At 71.5% G+C, this 18,432-nt stretch carries 9 protein-coding genes; 7 read left to right on the forward strand and 2 right to left on the reverse strand.

What is annotated here, in order from left to right; all coding sequences use genetic code 11:
- Positions 1–178 precede the first annotated feature (178 nt).
- Together ACWD0Y_RS16325 and ACWD0Y_RS16330 are read right to left on the reverse strand one after the other, a co-directional pair.
- Positions 179–1,123 carry a hypothetical protein gene (locus ACWD0Y_RS16325; protein ID WP_450261006.1) on the reverse strand — a complete coding sequence of 315 codons (945 nt, stop codon included), beginning with the start codon at positions 1,121–1,123 and terminating at the stop codon, positions 179–181.
- Between the two features lie 84 nt (positions 1,124–1,207).
- Entirely contained in the window at positions 1,208–3,304 is a 2,097-nt protein-coding gene (locus ACWD0Y_RS16330; protein WP_450261007.1) for a prolyl oligopeptidase family serine peptidase, read from the reverse strand.
- A gap of 150 nt (positions 3,305–3,454) precedes the next feature.
- On the opposite strand from ACWD0Y_RS16330, the gene ACWD0Y_RS16335 reads away from it, so the two are divergent.
- From ACWD0Y_RS16335 to ACWD0Y_RS16365, 7 genes are all read left to right on the forward strand, one after another.
- Positions 3,455–6,193, forward strand: coding sequence for a BTAD domain-containing putative transcriptional regulator (locus tag ACWD0Y_RS16335; protein WP_450261008.1), 2,739 nt, complete (start codon positions 3,455–3,457; stop codon positions 6,191–6,193).
- Positions 6,194–6,197: 4 nt separating this feature from the next.
- Positions 6,198–6,512 carry a hypothetical protein gene (locus tag ACWD0Y_RS16340; RefSeq protein ID WP_450261009.1) on the forward strand — a complete coding sequence of 105 codons (315 nt, stop codon included), beginning with the start codon at positions 6,198–6,200 and terminating at the stop codon, positions 6,510–6,512.
- 882 nt (positions 6,513–7,394) lie between these two features.
- Positions 7,395–12,920, forward strand: coding sequence for an amino acid adenylation domain-containing protein (locus ACWD0Y_RS16345; RefSeq protein ID WP_450261010.1), 5,526 nt, complete (start codon positions 7,395–7,397; stop codon positions 12,918–12,920).
- 47 nt (positions 12,921–12,967) lie between these two features.
- Entirely contained in the window at positions 12,968–13,969 is a 1,002-nt protein-coding gene (gene gntD, locus ACWD0Y_RS16350; protein WP_450261011.1) for a guanitoxin biosynthesis L-enduracididine beta-hydroxylase GntD, read from the forward strand.
- A gap of 78 nt (positions 13,970–14,047) precedes the next feature.
- Entirely contained in the window at positions 14,048–15,304 is a 1,257-nt protein-coding gene (locus ACWD0Y_RS16355) for an ATP-grasp domain-containing protein (RefSeq protein ID WP_450261012.1), read from the forward strand.
- Complete coding sequence (locus ACWD0Y_RS16360) at positions 15,301–17,151, forward strand: hypothetical protein (RefSeq protein ID WP_450261013.1); 1,851 nt, start codon at positions 15,301–15,303, stop codon at positions 17,149–17,151. Before ACWD0Y_RS16355 ends, ACWD0Y_RS16360 begins: the two co-directional genes overlap by 4 nt.
- Entirely contained in the window at positions 17,148–18,422 is a 1,275-nt protein-coding gene (locus tag ACWD0Y_RS16365; RefSeq protein WP_450261014.1) for an MFS transporter, read from the forward strand. Before ACWD0Y_RS16360 ends, ACWD0Y_RS16365 begins: the two co-directional genes overlap by 4 nt.
- The last annotated feature ends 10 nt before the right edge of the window (positions 18,423–18,432 follow it).

The raw sequence follows: 18,432 nt of genomic DNA on the forward strand, positions 1-18,432 counted from the left end.
CGCGAAGCGGCCGTTCAGCGTTTCACCGCGGTCTTCGCGGTCTTCGCGGTCTTCGCGGTCTTCGCGGTCTGAAGCGACCAGACCTCTGGCCCCGGCTCGCCGAGCAGTGCACGGTCGACGAGCGCGTCCGTGTCTCCTCGGCGCCGTCACCGCCGCTGCTCCCGCCATCCGGCTCCGTTCACGAGGGGCGTGGACCAGCGGTGCTGATCGCTGCCGTCACGGCGTTCACCAGGCTGTCCGGCGCGGCCGCCTGCATCCAGCCGGTCCACTCGCCGGGGCCTCGCCGGGACCAGTGCTCCAGCGCGTCACCCCTCAGTTCCGCGAGGGCCTGTTCCCGGTCCACCGCCGGCGGCGCGAAGCTGCCGGCCGCCACGCGGACGTGCTCCTCCCAGCGGTCCTGCCAGCACTCCACCGTCCAGCCGGGCCAGCGGGAGGCCATCTCCCCGGCGTCCGCGACCCCGTTGAGCAGCCACCAGCCGACCTGTCGTCGCTCGGGATCGATATGGATCCCGGAGTCGGTGGCGACCGTGCACGCGCCGTGGACGGGTGCTCCCGCGAGCCGGTCCAGAAGGGCCGGCCCCTCGGCGATCGGGTGGTCGTTGACTGCGGACAGCAGATGGCACCGGTCCGTGCCGAGCGTGACGACCCGGACGAACGGGTCACAGCTCGCGAGCTCCTCGTCGTCGGGCCCCAGCACCGTCTCCGGATACACCGACCGATCGCGTGCCCGGACCTCCTCCGGATCCAGGCCGAGGTAGGCGCGCAGATCGGCCGGTCCGTTGTACGTCCAGCTCAGCTTCCAGCCCCGCCACACGTGGTGGAGCACTTCCCAGGTGACTGCGCGGTGGCGCATCTGTGTGACCGGCCCCTCCCCGGCGAAGAGGAGCAGCGTCTTGCGCCGCAGGTCGATCAGCGCACCCGCCTCACACGTACGGTCGTCGCGCCAATGCCCCCGCACCCGGGTGCGTGCGCGGATCAGGGGGAGGACGACGTCGGGCCCGGCAAGCAGGTCGAGGTCGAGGCCCACCGCTCCGAAGCGGGCCTCGTACACCTCATGAGCGCCGTCCTCCGGCACCACCACGAAAGTCGCCCAGTTGGCCATGCCGGAGATGGTCTCAGCCACCGGGCAGGCCGCCAAGGGAATATGGCAGCCGTCCGGTTCTCACCGGCTGGTCGCCGGGGCACGGCTCAGAGGCGGCAGGCCGCCTCACCGTCCAGGTGAGTCGCGTCCGGCCGGCCGGACCGGTGGTGCGAGGTGCTGCCACAGGAAGGTGTGCACCAGGGCTTCGTTGTGGGCCGACTGTTCGTTGTCGCTGGCGCCTGCGTGGCCGCCGCCGGTGTTCTCGTGGAGCAGGACCGGGTGGCCGAGTTCACGCAGCCGTGCGGCCGTTTTGCGGGCATGGCCGGGGTGGACGCGGTCGTCACGGGTGGAGGTCATCAGGAGGACCGGCGGGTATGTCCGGTCCGCGGTGAGCCGGTGGTAGGGGGAGAGCGCACGGAGGTGGGGGCGGTCGGCTTCGTTGTCCGGGTTGCCGTACTCGGCGATCCAGGACGCGCCGGCGAGGAGCTTGTGGAAGCGGAGCATGTCCAGCAGCGGTACCTGGGCGACGATCGCGCCGAACAGCTCCGGGCAGCGGGTGAGCATCGCGCCCATGAGCAGGCCGCCGTTGCTGCCCCCCGCGGCGCCCAGCATGCCCGGGGTGGTGATGCCCCGCGCGACGAGGTCCGCGGCGACGGCCGCGAAGTCCTCGAAGGCTCGCGGCCGGTCCGCGCCGAGTGCGGCCTGGTGCCAGTCCGGTCCGTACTCGCCGCCGCCCCGGATGTTCGCGATCACGTAGGTGCCGCCGCGCTCCAGCCACGCCCGGCCCGTCACCGCGCCGTAGAAGGGGGTGAGGGAGACCTCGAAGCCGCCGTAGCCGTAGAGCAGGGCGGGACCGGGGCCGGGGCCCGTGGGGCCGCGGCCGGGGCCGATCACGAAGTACGGCACCCGCGTGCCGTCCCGGGAGGTCGCGAAGAACTGCTCCACCGCCAGACCGTCCGTGTCGAAGCGGGCCGGAGCCTGCTTGAGGATCTCCGTGTCGGCGCCGATCTGCCCGCGGTAGAGGGTGGAGGGCTGCAAGAACCCCGACACATCCAGGAAATACTCGTCGGAGACGTCCGGGTCCGTGTCCACGACGGTGACCGCGGACAGCGTCGGAACGTCCGCGAGCGGCTTGCGCGCCCACCCTCCGCCGGAGACCGGGGTGAGGACCTCGATGTGGGTACTGACGTCGCGCATCGTCTCCAGGATCAGATGGCGGCGGGTCCACGAGTGCCCGGCCAGAGCCGTCCGCTCGTCCGGTGCGAACAGCACCTCGGCGGTGCGGTCGCCGGCCAGGAAGGCGTCGAAGCCGAACGCCAGCAGGGAGCCCGCCCGGTGTCCGAGCCAGTCGGACTTCAGGGTGACGATCAGATACTGGCGATGGGCGTAGGCGCGGGCGTCGTCGGGAACGTCGATCTTCACGAGCGTGGCGTCGGGGGCGAGGAGGTACACCTCGCTGCGGAAGAAGTCCAGCGAGCGGCCGACGAAGTCCCGCTCGAAACCGGGTGTGTCGTCGTGCTGGCCCCAGGCCGACACGTCTTCCGCCCCGGCCTCGAAGACCAGGGCGGCTTCCTCCAGCGGCGTAGCGCGCCGCCACCTGCGCACCGTGCGCGGATAGCCCGCGTCGGTCAGCGAGCCGGGCCCGCAGTCCGTGCCGACGAAGACGGTGTCGGCGTCGATCCACCCGATCCGCGTCTTCGCCTCCCCCACCTGGAACCCTCCCGCGACGAAAGTCCGGGTGACAAGGTCGAACTCGCGGACCACAACGGCATCACCACCGTCGCGCGACAGACACACCAGTGCCCGGTCGTAGTCGGGGCGGCGCACCCGCGCGCCGGCCCACACCCACTTCTCGTCCTCCGCTGCGGCGAGCGCGTCGACGTCGAGGAGGACCTCCCACTCGGGAGCGTCCTTGCGGTACTGCTCCAGCGTCGTACGCCGCCACACACCACGCACGTGGCCGGCGTCCCGCCAGAAGTTGTAAAGGAACGCTCCGCGACGGGTGGTGTAGGGGATACGGTCGGAAGCGTCCAGCACCTCCCGCAGACGCTCCTTCAGGGAAGCGAAGCCGGCGCCGGCGGCCAGCGCGGCCTCCGTCTCGGCGTTCCGCCCGGCCACCCACTCGAGCGCGGCCTCACTCTCAACGTCTTCCAGCCACAGGTACGGGTCGTCATCGATCACAAGCCGAATTGTGCAGGCCCAAAGCGCGCGGCGAGACCACATCCGCCAATGCCCGGACGTGCGTCCCCGGCAGGCCGGAAGACTGCCGGACGGCGGAGGGGCACGGCACCACCGGCGATCCCACGGGCACCCGGGACGCTCGCCCGCCCCTCCGGTAATCTGGCTCTTTGCCCCTCAGGAGGAGTTGTACCAGTGGAGTTCCGGCTGCTCGGAGCGGTTTCCGTCGCCACCGAGGCCGGTGAGCTGCCACTCGGTCCCGCCAAGCGGCGCAGCCTCCTCGCCGCTCTGCTGCTGAGGCCCAACTGCCCTGTGCCGGTGGACCAGCTGACGGAAACACTGTGGGATCACGAACCGCCTCCGCGCGCCCGCAGTGTCATCCAGGGGCACGTGTCGCGTCTGAGGGCTCTGCTCTCCGGTGCGGACGCCGAGATGTTCGGTGTCGAACTGGTCACGCAGAACGCGGCGTACGTCCTGCGGATGCCGGAGACCCTGCTGGACGCCCACCGCTTCGAGGAGCTGGTGACGCTGGCCCGCAGTCAGCGTGCGCCGGCCGACGCCGTGGCGATGTACCAGGAGGCGCTGTCGCTGTGGCAGGGGCCCGCGCTGACCGGCGCGTACCCGAGTCCGCCGCTGCAGGCCGCCGCGCACGCGCTGGAGGAACTGCGGCTGGCCTCGGTGGAATCGCTGGCCGCGGCCTACACGCGGTCGGGTGAGCACGCCCGGGCCGCTGCCGTGCTGCGCGCGGAGACCGGCGCCCATCCGATGCGCGAATCGCTGGCCGCCGCGCTCATGGGGGCGCTTCAGCGCGCGGGGCGCCGCTCGGAGGCGCTCGACTGGTTCCACCGCACCCGGCGGCTGCTCGCCGACGAACTGGGGGTCGATCCGGGGCCGGAGCTGGCGGACGCCTACGCAGTGGCGCTGCGCGGGGAAGGGTACGAGGCGGAGGAGGCCGCGGCCCCGGTGCCGCCGTCCGTGCCCGTCACCACCCACGCGCCGCCGGCCTCCCCCTCGTCCCCGGGCACGGTCGACCTGCTGCCGCGCATGCCGCGCGGCTTCCACGGACGCGCCGCCGAACTCGTCGCGCTGTCCCGGGCCGCCGCCGGCGAAGCACCCGTCTGCCTGGTCACCGGTCCCGCAGGAGTAGGCAAGACGGCGCTCGTGGTGCACTGGGCACACCGCAACCGCGCCGGGTTTCCCGGCGGCCTGCTCTACGCCGACCTGCGCGGCTTCAGCGATACGGGAGAGCCGACCCGCCTGGAGGTGCTGCGCGAGTTCCTGCTGGCGCTGGGGGTCGCGCCGCGCCGGATCCCGGAGTCGACGAACGGTGCGTCCGCGCTGTTCCGGTCCCTCACCGCCGACCGTCAGCTCCTTGTCGTACTCGACAACGCGCACGGCAGCGAGCAGGTCAGAGAGCTGCTGCCGGGTGGCACCCGGTGCGTCACCATGGTCACCAGCCGGTACCGGCTGCGCGGCCTGATCGCCTCTGATGCCGCCCGTCCCGTCCCCGTGGACGTACTCGAACCGGAGGACGGCACCGCCCTGCTCGCCGCGGTGCTCGGCAAGGAGCGGGTGCTCGCGGAGGCGGTGGCCGCCCGGCGTCTCGCCGAGTTGTGCGGCGGGCTTCCCCTCGCGCTCCGGGTGGCCGCCGCCCGGCTGGCGGACCAGCCGGACTGGTCCCTGAGCGCGATGAGCGCCGAACTGTCCGACGAGTCACGCCGGCTGGGCCTGCTGGACGTGGAGGACACGGGCGTACAGGCAGCGCTGCGGCTCACCGTGCGCCGGTTGCCCGACGACGTCGCCCACCACTTCGCACATCTCGGCCGCCACCCCGGCACGCACGTCGACCGGTATACGGCGGCGGCCCTGGCCGGTACGGACCCGGTCACGGCCGGGGCCGCGCTGGACCGGCTGGCCGCGGCACACCTCGTCACCCGGACCGCGCCGGGGCGCTGGACGCTGCACGATCTCGTACGGCTGTACGCGCGCGGCCTGGACGCCGGAGCCGACGCCCTCGTCCGGGTGCTCGACCACACCGTGGCCACCGCCCTGGCCGCGGCCGACGCGGCCGAGCCCGGCGACGAGTCGTGTTTCGCGCTGCCTGCGGACTTTCGTCCGCCGCGGGGGGTGAGGGAGTTCGCGGACCGTGACCAGGCCATGGCCTGGTATGCGGCTGAACGTGACGACCTGACCCTGGCGGCAGCCGCGGCGCACGCCGCCGGACTGCACAGCAGGACCTGGCGGATCGTCCTGGGGCTGTGGCCGCAGATGGTGTGGCGGGTCCTGGACGGCTGGACTCCCCTGCTGCAGACGGCGCTCGAGGCAGCACGGGCCGATGCCGACGCCCGCGCCGAGTCGCGGGTCCTCGCCCTGCTCGGATGGGTACTGACCGAAGAGGGCCGTACCGAGGAGGCGATGGTCCACCTGGAGGCCGCCCCCGCGCTCGCCGCCCGGGCCGGCGACCCGCGCGGCGAGGCGACCGCGCTGGTCAATCTCTCGCTGGCCCAAGCGGTGCTCGGCAGCCTGGAGGAGGCGGCCGAGGGGTGCGTGCAGGCGGCGGAACTGGCGCGCGGAGCCGGCGATCCCCACACCGAGCGGCTGGCCCTGCACCATCTCGCCCGGCACCGGCTGGAGGCCGGGCAATGGCAGTCGGCCCTCGACACGTCCGTCGCCGCACTTGCCCTCGGCACCTCCTCGGACGCCTCGCCGGCGTCCCGGGTGCTGCTGCTCACGGCGGCCGGGGAGGCGCTCCTGGGAATGGGGGACGAGGCCGAGGGCATCCGGCGCCTCGAGAGCGCGGCGCGCGAGGCGGAGTCGTTCGGCTACGACGAGGGCACGGTACGGGCGCTGGGCGCGCTGCTGCGGGTGTCGGCGGATGTGGGACTGCGCGCACGGTACGACACGGCGATGTTGCGGCTCATGGCCCAGACATGAGCTCGTGCCGCGACCCCGCGGTGTCAGCGGGACGTCAGCCGCACGCGAGCGGAACACCAGCGGGCCCGGCCAGAAGGACGCCATGGGCGGCACCACCCGGATCACGGTCCGGCCCGGTGGCAAGGTCTGCTCCGCCGTGAACCTCTTCGCCGACAGCGCGAAGACCCACACGTCGGTGCCCCTCTCCCCCGCCATGCGCGACCGGACCGGCGACACCGGTCCGGGCACCGAGCAGGACGCCTTCGACAGCCAGGGCGTGCCGTCGGAGTTCATCTGGTCCGAAGCCGACGTCATGAACTGGAACACCCTCAAGCCCTAAGACTTCTGATCGTCCGACAGATCCGGCCGGGGTCTCGGCAGGCAACCCGGCCGGCGGGTGGAAACCGGCCCGCATGCGGCCGATCACGGGCATCGTCCTGGCAGCCCTCACCTTTTACCGGCCTGCTTCACCTGGTCCGCTCCGCCTGGCCCGCTTCAACTGGTCTGCCCGGGATGACGGTGAAAGGTACTCGGTTCACAAAGGCCAGGGCCCCGGTCCTCTTCCAGGGGAACACCGAGCTGCGTTTGCGGCTTTTACCCTTAATCCTCCTCGCCGGATGATCATGATGCGGAGGCTCGCCCCTCATTTCGTAGCGCCGCATATCCGCCACCCCTGACGGCCCGGCCGATCCGTTCCGCCTCCGTCCCGCACCCCTCGGGAGGCTCGGTCACGCTCACGCCTCAGAACCTCCGGCCTCAAGCCCCACGACTGCGACCACAGGGAAGGAAACCCCCGACAAGCCGCCGAGCAGGCCATAAACGCCCTCCCCCGGATCCCGGCCCAGTCACGCACCCCATTCGCACACCTGCTTCCCAGCCGCAGCCGGCCCGTCGGGCCGGGCTCCTGCCGCCAGTACCAGCCGCTTGAAAACAGTCCGAAACAAGCCAACTGCTCACAGCCGCACGTGAGATGGCCCGCGTCGGAGCGCGGTAATTGATCATTGACCCACCCAGGGATGGCCTGTAGCGTCGGCGCGGTCCGGAAGTCGGAAATGGAAACCCCTTTTCCGACTTCATGCGCGGAGCCGGTAATTGCAGAGATGCATGACACCTTTTTTCCGGCTTGCTTTACCGGTACGGGGATATGAATTCCACTTCTCTTGCAGAGTCGTGTGCGGAAAAGCGTGCACCCGATACTCTTTCTTCGCTGGTCGAACAGCATGTGCTCGGTACTCCTGAGGCGATCGCCGTCGAATACCCGTGGGACGGCACCGCTCTGTCCTACCGGGAGCTGGGCTCCCGGGCCAATCGGCTGGCTGCCCACCTCGCCGCCTGCGGTGTGGCCCCCGGGGATCATGTCGTGGTGTGCCTGCCGCCGGGGGCCGACCTGGTCGTCGCCCTGCTGGCCGTGGTGCGGACAGGTGCCGCCTACGTCCCTGTGGATCCCGGTCACCCGGCGGACCGGCGGCGGCTCATCGTGCGTGACTGCGCCGCACGCGCCGTCGTGACACAGGCTGCGTACGCGGCGGACCACGACGGCCAGGACACGGTGAAAGTGGCCGTGGACACTCTGGCGTCACAGCTCGCCCGGCTGCCGTCCGTGACCCCCGCCTTCGCGCCCGGTCCGGCAGACGCCGCTTACGTCTGCTACACCTCGGGGACCACCGGGACGCCCAAGGGCGCCGTCATCCCGCACCGAGCCGTCCTCGATCTGGTGAACTCCACCGACTATGTGGAACTCTCTCCGCGGGACCGGGTGGCGCAGGCGGCCAACCCCGCGTTCGACGCGGTCACTTTCGAGATCTGGAGTGCCCTCACCGCCGGCGCTCGAGTGGTGGGGCTGCCCAAGGACGTGGTCGTCGATCCGCCCGCACTCGAACGTGCGGTGCGCGACCACGGCCTGACCGTGATGTTCCTGACCACCGCCCTGTTCAACCAGGTCGCGCAGGAACGCCCGGCGGCCTTTGCACCGCTGCGCGCCTTGCTGTTCGGCGGCGAGGCATGCGACCCGCGCAAAGTCCGGGCCGTGTTCGACGCCGCCCCACCACGTCGGCTGCTCCATGTGTACGGTCCCACCGAGGCCACCACCTTCGCCACCTGGCAGGAAGTCTCCCCGCCGGCCAAGGACGCGCGGACCGTCCCGATCGGCAGGCCCATCGGCGCCACCGTCGCCCATGTGCTCGACACTGCGGGCCGCCCGGTCGAGCCGGGCTCCGTAGGCGAACTCCACATCGGAGGCCCTTGCCTTGCGACAGGTTATCTGGGGCAACCCGACTTCACCGCCGAGCGCTTCATCGACAACCCCTACGGCGCCGAGGGCACCAAGCTGTACCGCACAGGAGACCGCGTCCTGTTGCTCGCCGACGGATCGATCGAATTCCAGGGGCGGGTCGACAACCAGATCAAGCTGCGCGGATTCCGCATCGAACTGGGCGAGATCGAGGCGGCCCTGACGTCGCACCCGAGTGTCGCCGACGCCGCGGTGTCGGTCCACGAGGCCGGGCAGGGCGACCGGCGACTGGTCGCGCACGTCGTCCCGGCCGCCACCGCGGCGAAGGCCGATGAGCAGGTCACCGAGTGGCAGGAGATCTACGAGGCCCTCTATGACGACGCCGCCTCGGTCGAGTTCGGCGAGAACTTCGCGGGCTGGAACAGCAGTTACGACCTCCTGCCGATTCCCTTGGAGGAGATGCGCGAGTGGCGCGCGGCCACCGTCGAGCGCATCCGGGAACTGCGGCCCTGCCGCGTCCTGGAGATCGGCGTCGGCACCGGGCTGCTCATGTCCCAGCTCGCACCGGAGTGCGAGGAATACTGGGGCACCGACTTCTCGGCGTCCGTCATTGACGCGCTCGGTGCTCAGACCGGGGCCGACCCACGGCTGCGCGGCAAAGTGACCCTGAGGCATCGGGCGGCCGACGACATACAGGGGCTGCCCAAGGGGCACTTCGACACAGTTGTCGTGAATTCCGTCATCCAGTACTTCCCGCATCTGGACTACCTGCGCACCGTTTTGCAGGGCGCCCTGTCCCTGCTCGCGCCGGGCGGCTCCCTGTTCCTGGGCGACCTGCGCAACCTGGACCTGTTGCGGTGCATGCAGGCCGGAGTCGTCGTCGCCCAGGGTGAGGACGGGCGGGACGCCGAGGACCTGCGCCGCCGCATGGAACAGCAGGTCCGGCTGGAGACCGAACTCCTCCTCTCTCCTGCCGTGTTCACCTCTCTGGCCGGTGAACTGCCCGGCGTGCAGTCGGTGGACGTGCGGGTCAAACGGGGTGTGCACCACAACGAGCTGACGCGCTACCGGTACGACGCCGTCCTGAGTACAGGAAGGCCCGTACTCGACGCCGAGGGCGCTCCGCGCATCGGCTGGGAGGACCTCACCAGCGGCATCGCGGACCTGGAGGCCCGGCTGCGGACCGGACGGCCGGAACTGCTGCGCGTGTCCTCGGTCCCCAACGGGCGCGTCCGCGACGAGTACGCGGCGATGCGAGAGCTGGACGCGGGAATCAACCCCCTGGTGGCGGGCCGCCCGCCGGTCTCTCCCGTCGAGGCACCGGATCCCGAGGAGCTGTGCGCTCTCGGCGAAAGACTCGGCTACCGTGCGATCACCACGTGGTCCGCGCACCCCAGCCACCTGGACGTCCTCTACATCCGCCCGCAGGCCGGCCGGGCGCCGGGGCCGCTCACATCCACCTGCGTCCTTCGGAGCGGGCCCGACCCGCTCCTGCACGCGAACACCCCGAACGCGTTCGACCGAACGGCCGACCTCGGCGCCACACTGCGTGGCTATCTGCAGGAACAGCTGCCGGACTACATGGTCCCCTCCGCCTTCATGGCCCTCGATGCCCTGCCGCTCAACGCGAACGGCAAGGTCGACCGCCGGGCTCTGCCCGCGCCGGTGTTCTCCGCCGCTTCCAGCACACCGCCGGGAACGCCGCTGGAGGAGCTGGTGCGCGACCTGTTCGCGGAGATCCTTGCGCTGCCCAAGGGCGAGGTGTCTGCGGAGTCGGACTTCTTCGCCATCGGCGGGCACTCGCTGGCCGCCGCCCGTCTGATCGCCCGGCTGCGCTCCACCCTGGGAGAGGATCCCGGGGCGCGCGCGCTGCACGAGGCGCCGACCCCCGCGCGGTTGGCTGCTCTCCTGGGCGATCCGCAGCTGCCCGCCGGTGCCATCGCGTCCGGCAGCGGGAACCACGTCCTGCCGCTGCACCTGAGCGGCACCCTGAACCGGGCCGCGCTTCGGGCCGCCCTGGACGACCTGGCCGGGCGCCACGTGATGCGGCTCGTCTCCGCCCCGGCGGTCGACGGCCCGGCGGTCGACGGCGACGGCCCGGCCGCGGTGACGGCCGAAGCGGATGTGCGGCAGGAGTTCCAGGCCGCACAGCACCGCCCGCTCGGCAACGGGGACGACCGGCCCTGGTCGGCGCGGCTGTTCACCACCGCTCCCGACGATCACCTGCTCGTCGTCGCCCTGCACCCGCGAACTGCCGACGCGTGGTCTCTTCCCGTCCTCGCGTCCGACCTCGCCACTGCCTACGCCGCACGTGTGAAGGGCGGAGCCCCCCTCTGGGAACCGATCGAGACGCCTGCCCCGGGTGAGGTCTGGTCGGAGCGAGCGCCGGCCGACGGCCCGGCCCCGACAGCGCTGCCCGGTACCACTGCGGTGGCGGGTGAGCCGTCGTTCGGCACCTGGCCCGCCGACATCGACGCCGACACCCACCGCCGGTTCGTCGAAGGCGCCGCGGAACACGGCACCACCTTGTTCATGCTGGTACAGGCAGGCGTGGTTGCTCTCCTGTCGCGCCTGGGTGCCGGGGACGACATCCTGCTGACCGGGCAGGTTCCGGCTCGCGGCAATCGGGCCCGTGCGGCGGTCGGCCCGTTCGACCGTCTGCTGCCCCTGCGCACCGACGTCTCCGAAGACCCCTCATTCCGTACCCTGCTGCGGCGGGTGCGCGACACCGGCCTCGCCGCGTACCGGAAGGCCGACGTACCCCAGGCCCCGCCCGGGGGCATCCTGCTTGCCGTGGCCCCGCACGCCGCGCCCGCCCAGGAGGCCGCGGGGCTCTCCCTCCGCACGGGCGAGACCTTGTGGGCCGATCCGGACGCCGAACTGAGAGTGGTGCTGACCGAACGGCAGTCCGCCACCGGCGCCCCGGCGGGCATCGGTGTCACCGTCACCTTCCGCCAGGACGTCGTCGAGCGTGACGCGGTGGCTTCCTTCACCGGGCAGCTGCTCACCCTGCTCGACGCCGGCCTCCACACGCCCGGCGTCCCCCTCAGCCGTCTCGCCCTGCAAACCGACGACGCTCTGGTGAACGCGCAGCGCGTGTGGAACGGACCCGCGGGCAACGCGGCGCCCGCCACCGTCTCCCAGCTCCTCGCCGAGCAGGTACGTCACCGGCCCGGGAGTCCTGCGCTTGTCCACGCCGGCCGGACGCTCACCTACGCCGAGCTCGACCTCCGCTCCCACCGCCTGGCCAGGCACCTGACCGGACATGGAGCGGAGCCGGGCACCGTCGTCGCCACGGCACTCGCCTCGCCCGTGGACTTCGCGGTCACGGCGCTGGCCGCCGTGAAAGCAGGCGCGGTCCTTCTTCCCCTTGCGGGCGACGCGGGCGACGGGGAGGTTCTGGAGCGGCTCGGCGCCGTACGGCCTGCGATGCTCCTCATCACGGACTTCGGCGCAGACGCCCCGGACCTCGCGGCCAAGGGCGTGACGACCCTGCGCATCGATGCCACTGCCGAAACGGCCGACGGCCCGGCCGAGGAACCGGTCAGCGGCCCCCTGCGCGACGAGGACCATGTTTCCGCCGCTGCTCCGGACGGCCCCGTCCTGCTGGCGCCGGCCGGTGTCGCCGAAGCGGGCCACACCCTCGTGGGCGGCCAGAGCATCGCCGCCCTGGCTGTGCACAACGGCACACGGCAGCCCGACACGCGTGCCGCCTGGCTGACCGGCAAGCGCCTTCCCGACGCGGACGCCGCCTTCGACCTTCTGTCGGCCCTGGCCTGCGGGCGCACTCTGCTGGTTCCCGACGCCGCCGACGTGACGGACCCGTCCGTACTGACCGACTGGCTGCGGCGCGCCGCGCCCGACGAGGTGTGGGCCCCCGCTGGGACGGCTGCCGCACTGCTGCCCGGTGCCACGGACGCAGAAGACGAACGGCCCGGTGTCCGTACCCTCCTGGTCCACACGGGGAGCGGCCGCCCGGGCCGGGCTCCCACCGGCCATGCCGCCGCGCCCGACGACTGTGTCCTGATCACCCGCGGAGGGGTGGCCGAGGCACGGCTTCTGACCCGGTCCGCGCCCGGCGCGAAGAGCCGTCCGCTGGGTGACCACCGGGTGTACGTGCTGGACGCCGCGTTCCGTCCGGTACCGCCCGGCGCCACCGGTGCCCTGTACGTGGCGGGCACGGGTGTCGCACACGGGTATCCCGGTCAGCCCGCTCTCACCGGTGAGCGTTTCGTTCCTGATCCGTTCGGAGCGCCCGGAAGCCGCATGTGGCGTGCCGCGGCCGGCGCACGCCGGGCCGACGACGGCAGCTGGCAGGCCCTCGGAGAGCCGTGGCCGGACGACCCGTTCGAGGACGAGTACATGACGTTCGTTGTCGTCACCGCCGAGGGCCGGCATGCCCTGTGGCCCGCCTCCGCCACTGTTCCCGAAGGCTGGCAGCTCGTGCACCCGGAGGACATCCGGGAGCTGTGCCTCGCTCGCATCGAAGAGCTGACGAAGGCCGACCGCCCCCTCTGACACCGATCCGCTTCCCCCCGCACGCTTCCCCTTTGTGAGGTAGCCCCATGTCCACGAACATGCCGGCCGCGGCCGGCCCCGACACAGCGCGGCAGCTCCACATACTCGACCTGTCCGATCAGGACGCCGCGGCCGCCCGCGCTTTGGCGGTCGCCTGCGCCAACGAGTTCAAGGCCCCCGACGACCAGCGCTTCCTGGACGAGGCGCCGGTGATCGCCCACGACCTGCCGCTCGCGGTGCGGCACCACGTCAACGCTGCCCGCCGTGACGAGTCGACGCACGCGACGATGATCCGCGGCAACATCGTCACGGACGAGGAGCTGGGCGAGACGCCTCAGCGCTGGAGCGAGGCCGACACCAAGTCGAGCGAGGCGTACGCCTGCCTGCTCGTGCTGTACTCGGCGCTTCTGGGAGACGTGATCGGGTGGCAGGCCCAGCAGGCCGGCCGTCTCGTCACGGACGTCCTGCCGAGCCGCGGGTACGAACGGAGCCTGGTGTCCGCCTCCAGCGAACTGGAGCTCGCCTGGCACACGGAGGACGCTTTCTCCCCTCACCGTGCCGACTGGGTCGGTCTGTTCGCGCTGCGCAACGGAGGCGTGCCCACCACGCTCTCCCACGTCGACGTCACCCGGTTGCCCTCCCGGTTCGCCCGGGTCCTCGCCGAGCCCAGGTTCACCGCCCTCCCCGACGCCTCCCACGAGTACGCCGACGACGCCCCCCAGGGCGAGCCCGTCGCCATCCTCGGCGGACACCCCGACTGCCCGGTGCTGCGGATCGACCGTGACTACTTCCAGGCACGGGAGGGAGACGCCGAAGCAGCGGAGGCCCTCGCATGGGTCGTCGAGCACCTGGACGGAAACCTGACCGACATCCCGATCCGCACCGGGGACGTCTGCTTCGTCGACAACCGCAACGTGGTGCACGGCCGCCGTGCCTTCCGTGCCGGCTTCGACGGCCGCGACCGGTGGCTCAAGCGCGTCAACATCGTCCGCGACCTGCGGCGCACCCGACCCGGGCGCATGGACGGTTCGACCCGGGTCATCGGCTGACCGCATCGGCCGGCTGCCCCCACACCACCTACCAGCAGCTGCGAACGGCCCTCGCACAGGCCGTAAGGAGAAAGCCCCATGACCACTTCTGCCACCGCACCGCGCCCGGACACCGCCCCCGCCGCGCGTCCTGCCGTCCTGCTGGTCGAGAGCCGTCGCTCCGCCTTCACCGAGAGCGTCCTCAACCGCACCGATGTCGACGTGGTGCTGCTTCGCTTCGACTCGGTGCCCCTCACCGACGCGTACGTGCGGCGTACTGCCGACATCCCCACGTTCACCCTGGCAACGGCCGAGCCCCTCGAGGACGAGGCGGCCCGCTACCTCGACTGGATACAAGGCACCTCTTCCGTGCCCCGGCACTTCTGCAATCCCAATGAGGCCCTCCAGGCGCAGGCGCAGCGCTTCGCCTCTCTGGTCGGACTGCCGCACCTCTCCGAGACGCAGGTCGCCTGGGTCCGCAACAAGATGACGATGAAAGACCGTTACGCGGAGCTGGGCATCCCGCACGCCGCCTACCGGCCGGTCACCGAAGCCGGTGACCTGGAGGAGTTCGCCGACACCCACGGATGGCCGGTGATCCTCAAGCCGATCGACTCCGACTCCTGCATCGGCACGTACCGGCTCGATTCGCCGGCCGACCTGGCCCCGCTGCTGCCGCTGGACCCCGCGCTCACGTGGATGGTCGAGCAGTACATCAGCGGACGTGAGTTCCAGCTGTGCGCCGTCGTGGCCCGTGGGACCGTCGTGGACGCCTATTTGTCCAAAAACCCCCGCCCGATCCTGGAAGTCCTGGACGGAGCGATCAACGCCAACATCACTTACGCCCCGTCGGAGGAACTGCCTTTCGACGCCAGGGCCCTCGCCCAGCGCCTCACCGACGGACTGGGCATTCCCTACGGCTATCTGCACGCCGAGTTCTTCCTCACCGAGGACGGTGACTTCTACATGAGCGAGGTCGCGGCCCGGCTCAGCGGCTGCGAGGTACCGATGAACCACGGGCTCGCCTACGGTTTCGACTTCCTGGGCGTCGTCCTGGACACCTACATCGACCGGGTCCCCGTGCCGGACTACACGCGCGACCGCGCGGTCGGGGACCTGTTGCTGCCCATCCGTCCGGGGAAGCTGCTGAGCATCACCGGCGAGGAGGAGCTGCGCCGCCTGCCGGGTGTACTCGACGCCCATGTGACCGCCCGGCCCGGGGACCTCCTCGACCCACCGCGCGCCTCGCACGCCAGCACCGGTTACGTCCACGTGGAGGGTGCCACGGCGGACGAGGTGGAGCAGCGGATGCGCGCGGTGCTCGACCGCTTCGAACTGGAGGTCGTGGAGGCATGAGGAATCCGGATGGCCCGACCTTCCTCGCCTGCGCGACGCTGCCCGCCTACGACGATGCCGTCACCCGGTGGCAGGCCGAAGGTGCCGGAGTCGTCCCTGTACCGGTCTGGACGGGCGAACGCCACGACCTGCTCGACAGCCTCGTCCTCGCCGAGCAGGTGTACGACGGACTGCGGCACCCCGCCCCCTCCGACTCCGGCCTGGTCATCGGCGCGCCGCTGCCCGCACCGCTCCAAACGCTCGTCGGACCACTGGCCCGTACCTGGGCCCGTGATGTCTCCGAGATGCCGGAGGCGGGTTCCGTGCTGATCGTCGGAACCTACGCGGAGTTGCGCGCCAGTGCCGTCCAGGACATCGTCGAGCGGTGCCACGAGCAGGGGCGGGACCTGTTCCTGCTCACCGGCCGGGATGTCCATACGCTCAGCTGGATGGTCGCCAAGCAGTACGGACGCGCCGTGCCGGAGGGCGCCGCCGGAGTGGTCTCGGAGCACGACACACGGCCGCCGGCACCCGGCGTCCTGTGGTTCGGTGCCGACGACGTGCGCCACGAAGACGTCCAGGAGTTCGCGCTCGGGCGCGTGTGGCGCCGGCTGCTGCTGCACGGCAACGGCAAGGACGACCAGCTGAACCTCGGGCAGTTCACCGTGTGCGGGCTGAGCCCCGTCGGCGAGCGGCGTCCGGACATGGCCGGACCGAAGTGCGCGTACGGGCTCGGCTGCCCCAAGCCGGAGGACAAGCTGATCCCGGCGCAGCGGCTGCGAGCCGCTGAACTGGTCCTGGCCAACTGCTTCAGCGGTCCTCTGAGCGACCACGCCATGTACGACCCGAAGTACGTCATCCTGCTCAACGCTCTGGACGGACCCGCCCAGACCGTTCTGGCGACGCTCACCGCCTGCGACGCCCAGCGACCGGAGATCCTCGCCTGGGTCGCGGCCGGCGTGTCCGGCGGCAGTGCGGCGCGGGTGATCAACGAGCGGCTGGCGGACATCAATCCGTACCCGGCCTTCGTCCAGGCCGGCCTGAGTTCCTACGGGCCGTCCGAGGCCGCCGAGCCTGCCGCGGACGATCCCGGCCCGCCGCTGCACACGGTCGGGGCCAGGCTGGGAGGGCTGCTGGACAGCGGCCTGCTGGCGGACTCGTACCCACTGCGGCCACGGCTGCGGAAACTGGCCGACTCCGTGCTGCGTGACGCTGTGCGCACCGTCGTACTGTCCACGCCCGACCACGGCGTGGCGGCCAGGGCGATCGCCGACGAGGTGAAGTCCCTCGACCTGGCCCTGGCCCACCGGTTCGCGAAACACCATGACGACCCGGTCCTCCAGTTCCCCACCTACTGGGGAGAGCGCAGCGTCGCCGAAGCGCCCGTGCCCGTCGAGCAGCCGTGCGCCTGCGGCCTGCCGGTACGCAGCTACGTGCGGCGCGGCCGGGTACCGGTGGTCGTCGACACGGTACAAGCGGTGTGCGCGCGCTGCGGGGACGTCGTCAACTCGTTCCTCGGCGCACCCGAACTGCTCGTCAAGGCCGAGCAGCACACCGCGCCCGGCAGCCGCCTCCACGTGGTGGTCGAAGCCGTCGCGGAACATGCGGGAACGATCAACATGGGCATCGTACTGCCGACTTACCTGCTCGCCTCGGTACAGCCGGTACTGCGCCGGGTGGAGGTGGACGCCGGTGAACGCGCCCACGCGGAGTTCACCGTTCAGACGGCCCCCGAAGCCGCGCCGCAGGCCTACTACTTCACCCCGTACGCGGTCCACGGCCTGGGGATCGCGACCCGGCGCGTGCACTTCACGCTGGCTCCCGCCCCGGACGTGACCGCCGGCTCTTCCGGCGAGGAGCTCCTGTGAGCCGCCTCTCCCCGGAGGGGTCGATCCTCGTCCCCCTGCGGCACCGCCCGTTCCGGCAGTTGGCGTCGGGACGTCTGCTGATGTACTTCGCCAACGCGATGGCACCGGTCGTGCTCGCCTTCGCCGTGCTCGACCTCACCGGGTCCAAGACGGACCTGGGCATCGTGGTGGGCGCCCGGTCGCTGGCGAATGTCGTGCTGCTGCTCCTGGCCGGGGTGATCGCCGACCGGGTGTCCCGCACGGCGATCCTGCAGGGCTCCGCGCTCGCCGCCGCGTGCGTGCAGGGCGCCATCGCGGTGAGCGTCCTCATGGACTTCACCACGATCCCGCTGCTGATCCTGCTCAGCGTCCTCAACGGTGCGCTGTCCGCGGTGTCGCTGCCGGCCTCGGCGGCGCTCACGCCACAGACCGTGCCCGCCAGTATGTTCCGCCCGGCGAACGCGCTCATGCGTCTGTCCCTCAACCTCGGCATGATCATCGGCGCGTCGCTCGGTGGCGTGATCGTGGCCGCGCTGGGCCCGGGCTGGGGCCTGGCCTGCAACGCGGTGGCGTTCCTCGGCGCGGCGTTTTGCTTCTTCGGCATCAAGCTCCCCAAGAACGCGGACAAACCGTCCGAGCGCTCGCATCCCCTGCGGGAACTCCGCGAGGGCTGGCAGGAGTTCACCGCCCGCACCTGGGTGTGGGTGGTGGTGCTGCAGTTCATGGTGGTCAACGCCGTCGTCGCCGGTGGCATCCAGGTCCTGGGGCCCGCGGTCGCCGACGAGACGTTCGGCCGTACCGGGTGGGGCCTGGTGCTCGCCGCCCAGATGGCCGGGGCGGTGGCCGGAGGGCTCATCGCCGCGCGCTCCAAGGCCCGGCACGCGTTGCGGATCGGCGTGGCCGTGGTGGCATTCGAAGCGATGCCGCTGGTGGTCCTCGCGGAGGCGCCGGGAGTGCTCCTCCTCAGCCTGGCCATGTTCGTCAACGGAGTCGCCCTGGAGCAGTTCGGCGTCGCCTGGGACGTTTCCCTCCAGGAGAACATCCCGGCCGACCGCCTGGCCCGCGTCTACTCCTACGACGCACTCGGATCGTTCGTCGCCCTGCCGATCGGAGAGATCGCCGCGGGGCCGGTGGCGGAAGAGGTGGGCGTCGAAACCACCCTCCTCGCGGGGGCGGCTCTGGTGGTGGTGACCACGGCAGCGGTCCTGTGCAGCCGGGACGTACGCCGCCTGACCACTGGCGGGCATCCGAAGCCGTCCGAGGAACGGGGCCAGGAGGAGGCGCGGGCCTGAGGGCCGGCGA

The organism is Streptomyces altiplanensis, assembly GCF_053591575.1.